The organism is Microcoleus sp. K4-B3 (genome assembly GCF_036704615.1).
Classification (GTDB): domain Bacteria; phylum Cyanobacteriota; class Cyanobacteriia; order Cyanobacteriales; family Microcoleaceae; genus Microcoleus.
The window spans coordinates 1-5,308 of sequence record NZ_JAUBSF010000169.1; the positions used below are offsets into that span (position 1 = coordinate 1).

Annotated in this window: 7 protein-coding genes; all 7 read left to right on the forward strand. The window is 44.7% G+C overall.

The genetic code is table 11. The features are described 5' to 3' along the window. Nucleotides 1-343 precede the first annotated feature (343 nt). The 7 genes from QUA78_RS31630 (at nucleotide 344) to QUA78_RS31660 (ending at nucleotide 5,250) form a co-directional block, all read left to right on the forward strand. Nucleotides 344-1,417: an RNA polymerase sigma factor, RpoD/SigA family gene (locus QUA78_RS31630; RefSeq protein WP_333399227.1), complete on the forward strand. Its 1,074-nt coding sequence runs from the start codon at nucleotides 344-346 to the stop codon at nucleotides 1,415-1,417. 175 nt (nucleotides 1,418-1,592) lie between these two features. Next, nucleotides 1,593-2,084 carry a GNAT family N-acetyltransferase gene (locus QUA78_RS31635; protein ID WP_333307093.1) on the forward strand — a complete coding sequence of 164 codons (492 nt, stop codon included), beginning with the start codon at nucleotides 1,593-1,595 and terminating at the stop codon, nucleotides 2,082-2,084. A 240-nt stretch (nucleotides 2,085-2,324) separates the two neighbouring features. After that, nucleotides 2,325-2,531, forward strand: coding sequence for a glycogen debranching protein (locus QUA78_RS31640; RefSeq protein ID WP_333307091.1), 207 nt, complete (start codon nucleotides 2,325-2,327; stop codon nucleotides 2,529-2,531). Between the two features lie 374 nt (nucleotides 2,532-2,905). Continuing rightward, nucleotides 2,906-3,901 carry an AEC family transporter gene (locus tag QUA78_RS31645; RefSeq protein ID WP_333307089.1) on the forward strand — a complete coding sequence of 332 codons (996 nt, stop codon included), beginning with the start codon at nucleotides 2,906-2,908 and terminating at the stop codon, nucleotides 3,899-3,901. 197 nt (nucleotides 3,902-4,098) lie between these two features. Continuing rightward, the gene (locus tag QUA78_RS31650) at nucleotides 4,099-4,473 is read left to right on the forward strand and encodes a DUF433 domain-containing protein (RefSeq protein ID WP_333307087.1); all 375 of its coding nucleotides are present in this window, start codon (nucleotides 4,099-4,101) and stop codon (nucleotides 4,471-4,473) included. Continuing rightward, the gene (locus tag QUA78_RS31655) at nucleotides 4,470-4,865 is read left to right on the forward strand and encodes an ACP S-malonyltransferase (protein ID WP_333307086.1); all 396 of its coding nucleotides are present in this window, start codon (nucleotides 4,470-4,472) and stop codon (nucleotides 4,863-4,865) included. Before QUA78_RS31650 ends, QUA78_RS31655 begins: the two co-directional genes overlap by 4 nt. 76 nt (nucleotides 4,866-4,941) lie before the next feature. Then, complete coding sequence (locus QUA78_RS31660; protein WP_333307084.1) at nucleotides 4,942-5,250, forward strand: hypothetical protein; 309 nt, start codon at nucleotides 4,942-4,944, stop codon at nucleotides 5,248-5,250. Nucleotides 5,251-5,308 lie beyond the last annotated feature (58 nt).

The window sequence follows — 5,308 nt, forward strand, 5'->3', positions numbered from 1 at the left end:
GTTACCCGGACAAAGTTGATTTACTTGAGTTAGCCGAACAAAATGCAAAGTTCTTAGCCAGACCAGAAATCATTGAAAATTTAGAAATTGAAGCCAAGTTCGGACGCTCTGACAATTGCGGGGGTGAATCTAAAATCTAAAACTTAAAATCCAGTCAGCAGCTATCTCTTGCACGAGATTTCAGCAAGTTTCCCCACCGCCAGTAATGCTCCGGTTCGCTGCTTTTATATTTTAAATCCAAAAGGCCCGCAGGAGCAATCTGCCTGCGGGCCTTTTAATTAGCAAAAAATTGGTTACAGTGAAGGCAGACAATTCAAATCATCCCACCGACACCAAGCACCATATGGCAGAATCTGACCTAGGCAGTTTTGCGGTGGCACCCGAAGCCTCACTCGCGATCGCAGAAGATGAAGACACCGAGATCGATCGTCCGACGGCAACTCGCTCGTCAGCATACAACAACTGGTCTGCCGACGATCCAGTGGGAGCTTTGTTCAAGGAAATGGCTCGCTATCCTCTACTGACTGCTGCCGAAGAGGTGGAGTTGGCGCGCCGCGTTCAAGAATTGGTAGCCCTGGACGAACTAGAACAGCGTTTGCAGCAGGAATTGGAGAGAGTGCCGACAAAAGCTGAACTCGCGACGGCTTTGGGGGTGAGCGAAACTCAACTGCAACAGCTTCGCCACCAGTGTCAGTCTGCCAAGCGGAAAATGATCAGCTCGAATTTGCGCTTGGTAGTTTCGATTGCCAAACGCTATCTCAATCGGGGCGTGCCTTTTCTCGATTTAATTCAGGAAGGAGCTTTGGGTTTGAATCGGGCAGCCGAAAAGTTCGATCCGGAGAAGGGTTACAAATTTTCTACTTATGCCTATTGGTGGATTCGCCAAGGAATTACCCGCACAATTGCCAATCAAGGGCGGACGATTCGCTTGCCGGTTCATATTGTCGAACAGTTAAATAAACTCAAAAGAGTTTATCGAGATTTGAGGCGTTCTCTTCAACGCAATCCCAGTGAAACTGAACTTGCTAGAGAAATGGAAGTTACTTGCCAACAGCTTCGCTACCTCCAGCAAGTACGCCGGCAATCTTTGTCTCTCAACCACCGCATCGGCTCAGAAGAAAGTTCGGAACTTTTGGATGTTCTCGAAGATAACGCGACGCAATCTCCCGAAGCTCAGATGAATGAGATGATGATGCGCCAAGATATTTTGGAGGTGTTGGACAGTATTTTGACTGAGCGGGAAAAAGAGATTGTTGCTATGCGTTATGGTTTGCTGACCGGCGAACCTTACACTTTAGAAGAGGTCAGCAGTTTGTTCAATTTGTCGCGCGAACGAGTCCGTCAAATTCAAAATAAGGCAATGCGAAAGCTGCGCCGCCCTCAAGTGACGGAACGATTGAAGGGCTGGTTGAAATAAGAAAAAAAAAATTGAGTTTGCATTTTGAAAAATCTTAAAATTATTGTGAGGGGCAATCCGACACCGCCGTAAATATGCTGGTTCAAGCTGGAAAAGCTTAATTAAAAATTACAAATTAAAAATGTCTGGATGTGGTATTTTTAATTGTTGATTGTCGCGTACTACTTACTTATTTATGTCTTCTGAGGTAATTTTGCGCCCAGCTACCCGCGCCGACGTGCCGGTGCTGTTTGATTTGATTAAAGCTTTAGCTGAATACGAGAAATTATCTCATGCCGTTACTGGCAATGCCGTTGATTTGGAGCATCATTTGTTTGGCGCTCGACCTTTTGTGGAAGCGATTTTAGCCGAGTGCGAAGGTCGAGTTGTGGGCTGGGCGCTGTTTTTTTACAATTATTCTACTTTTTTGACTCAGCCGGGAATTTATTTGGAAGATTTGTTTGTGCTGCCTGAGTTTCGAGGGCGGGGAATTGGCAAGTCTTTGATAGTTTATTTAGCGCAGTTAACAGTAGAAAGGGGCTGCGGGCGTTTGGAATGGAGCGTTTTGGATTGGAATGAATTGGCGATCGGATTTTACAAGGGTATCGGTGCTGATGTAATGCCCGACTGGCGGATTTGCCGGGTTGCGGGCGAGTCTTTGGCAACTTTGGCATCGAAACAATTGTAAAAACCCCTCAATAAGACTCGGCGACTGCAATCAATCCTACAAAAACTTTCGTCCCTCTCTAAGAGACTAAGAAATTAAGGTGTGTACCGCGCACCTTACAACGAATCCGTAGGGTGTGCTACAAGCACCTTACAACAAATCTGTAGCGCCTTAAATCTTGGGTTGCCTAATCCGAGTAGATAATTGGCAAAAATATAGGAAAATTTAAGTAACAGTAGATTTTGATTGAGAGAGTAGATCGTGATTATTTGGGTAAACGAGCAAATCGATCCGTCGGGCCTTCTTTATTCTTGCATTGCTTGTTGCGATGAGACTCAAGCGAAGGATTGCCACGAATCTTTTGAGAAGAATTTGACGGCAGAGCAAAAAAAGCAGGGCTGGGTTGCTACCTTGCGCACTGTTAGTTCTTGGGATGAAGTGCCTGTTAATGCTTTGAAATTGAATTGATCGGTGCAAGTGATTAGCAGCTTTAGTCTCGCCGTATTTGGGTTCGAGCGAAACGGCAGGAAAACGTGGGACATTTGTTGGGAAAAGGCAAGATAACTCGATCGCACATTTGTTAAATTAAAAAAGGTTTTGTGAATGTGAAGGTAAAAAGCTGCAAGCATTTGGGGCTGCGAGTCTGAGAATTTTGCCTTGCAAGGTGCGGGAATTTGGGCGGAAATTTTCGGGCCCGCAGTGCTGCGAACAGGCTAGGACGAAAAAGCGTGCAACTGCGATCCTCTTCGAGGGCTCCGCTAACGAGAATTCGCATTTCTCAAACGGACTTTAGCATTACTATTAATAGATAAAGGCATTTCAAATTGTCAAGTTAAATTTTTATGGTTGAAACCTTATTTCACGCTTATACCCCTCTCGTGATCTGGACGGGCTTGGGACTGCTGCTGTTTCGGTACATCCCAGTTGATTTTCCCAAGCTGCTGAGCCACTTTCTTTTCTGGATTGGGATACCGCTGCAAATTTTAGTTTTAGCCCGTCAGAGCGATTTTTCGGGTGCTGTGGGATTCACGCCGGCGATCGCCATATTCGTGTTATTTCTGAGTACGAGTTTAGCTTGGTTGACTTGGGTATTATTGCGCAGGCTAAGTGCGGCCCACATCAAAAAGCCCTATTTTCAGGGCAAGAATTCTCGGGTAAATTTATCTTTATTAAATTTTAATTCCCTGAAGCGATCGAGCCAAGGGAGTTTTATCCTAGCTGCGATGTTAGGGAATACGGGCTTTGTCGGATTAGCAATCACCCCCTCTATCATCAGCACCGATAACAACAACTGGGCTGTCTTGTACAGCGTCACTAACAATGTTATTGGAACTTATTGTTTCGGTGTATTTATTGCTAGCTATTTCGGCAATTCCGAGCAAAAAAATCACTGGTGGACTCAGATCCGGGATGTGCTGACAGTTCCCGCGCTGTGGGCATTTTTAATTGGTTTTTTCACCAGAAATATCCCCCTGCCCCAGACAGTGGAATCGGGATTGCAGACGGCAGTTTGGGTGGTAATTGCCAGTGCTTTACTGCTGGTTGGCATCCGGCTGAGGTCTATTAAGAAATGGGAAAGTTTTGAACTGGCGTTAATCCCGTCGCTGTTAAAAGTGGTAATTGTGCCGGTGCTGATCGGATTGGGTGCTAGTTATTTCGGATTGAGGGGCGATCCGAGGTTGGTGTTGGTGTTGATGTCGGGAACGCCCACAGCTCTTTCGGTGCTGATTTTAGCAGAAGTCTACGAGCTCGATCGCGATTTGTTAGCTAGCAGCATCGCCATCACTTCTGTTGGGTTGCTGTTGATGCTTCCGCTATGGTTAGCTGGGTTTAGTTGAAGTTGGACGATAGCGTGGGGGTTCAGAAACCTGGTTTCTTTCCAAAATTTCGGTGGGATTCCAAGATGATCGCAGAAACCCGGTTTCTTGGATTTGGATCGCGTTACTAAAACAGGAAATAAACCCAACACTAATGATTGTTGCCAGACTTTTGAGAGTTGGTATAATATAGAAATAACTTCAAGGAGGTTATAGGTATGACAACCATATCCGACGAACAAACAGCTATTCTCCGTACCGAAAGAGGACTGTCCATCGCAGGTACGCGCATCACCCTCTACGACATCATGGATTATGTAACGGCTCAATATCCGCCTAAGTTTATCAGGGGATTATTTGACCTTACAGAGGAACAAATTAACGCAGCTTTAGCTTATATTGAGGCCAATCGCGCCGATGTGGAAGCTGAGTATCAAATGGTGCTTAAGGAAGCTGAAGAACTGCGGCTGTACTATGAAGAAAAAAATCGCGATCTGATTGCCAGAATTGCGGCGCAACCACCAAGACCGGGAACGGAAGCTGCATGGGAAAAGCTTCGAGCCGCGAAGGCAAAGCGTGAGGCAAAAGCGTGATTTTTTTGATAGATCATAATCTCAACGGACACGCCATAATTTTCTTTGGCTCTATTGCTAATCAAGGTTGGCTTGATATCATCCCAATTCGTTTTGTCACCTTTGCACAAATGGAATTACCCATTGATAGCGATGACAGGGTAGTTTGGCGACTTGCTCAAGAAAATCAGATGATTTTGCTGACAGCTAATCGCAGTATGAAAGGCAAGGATTCTTTAGAACAAGTAATGCGCGAAGAAAATACCCCTAATTCATTACCTGTGATTACGATTGGAAACGCTGATAGATTACTGAATGATTGGGAATATCGAGAACGTTGTGTTGAGAGTCTAATAGAGATTGTGCTTGGTATTAATGGCTATATGGGTGTAAGTAGGCTTTTCATCCCATGAGGTGGGATGGAGGTTGTTGAAGAAGTGCGATCGCGCTTTGATTGCCAATAAATGTAGTCTTTAAAAAGTGAGCCCCATGTTAAAAGAATTAAAAACCATTTCTCTTGCCACTCTTCTGGTATTAGGAACAGCTAAACTGGGTTCTACAGCAGCTTTCCCAAGTCCTAATAATCAAGGGGATTATACGGGAAGATATTATCATACTTATTGGGAAGTAGTAGACCCAGACCCAAAGGGGTTAAATTGTCGCATGAATTCTTCTTTTGAAGAATTTATGCGTGTTGACAACCGCACTCCATTTGAGGTTTTTAATTGGTCTGTAGTTGGTGTTTTAAAACAGGGACAGCGTTTTGAAAGCTTTCCTGGTAAGCTGTTATACATTTAAATTGCATATTTCGGGCGTAGCTCAAAGCCACCCAAGAAGAGTTTGAGTATTTATTTAC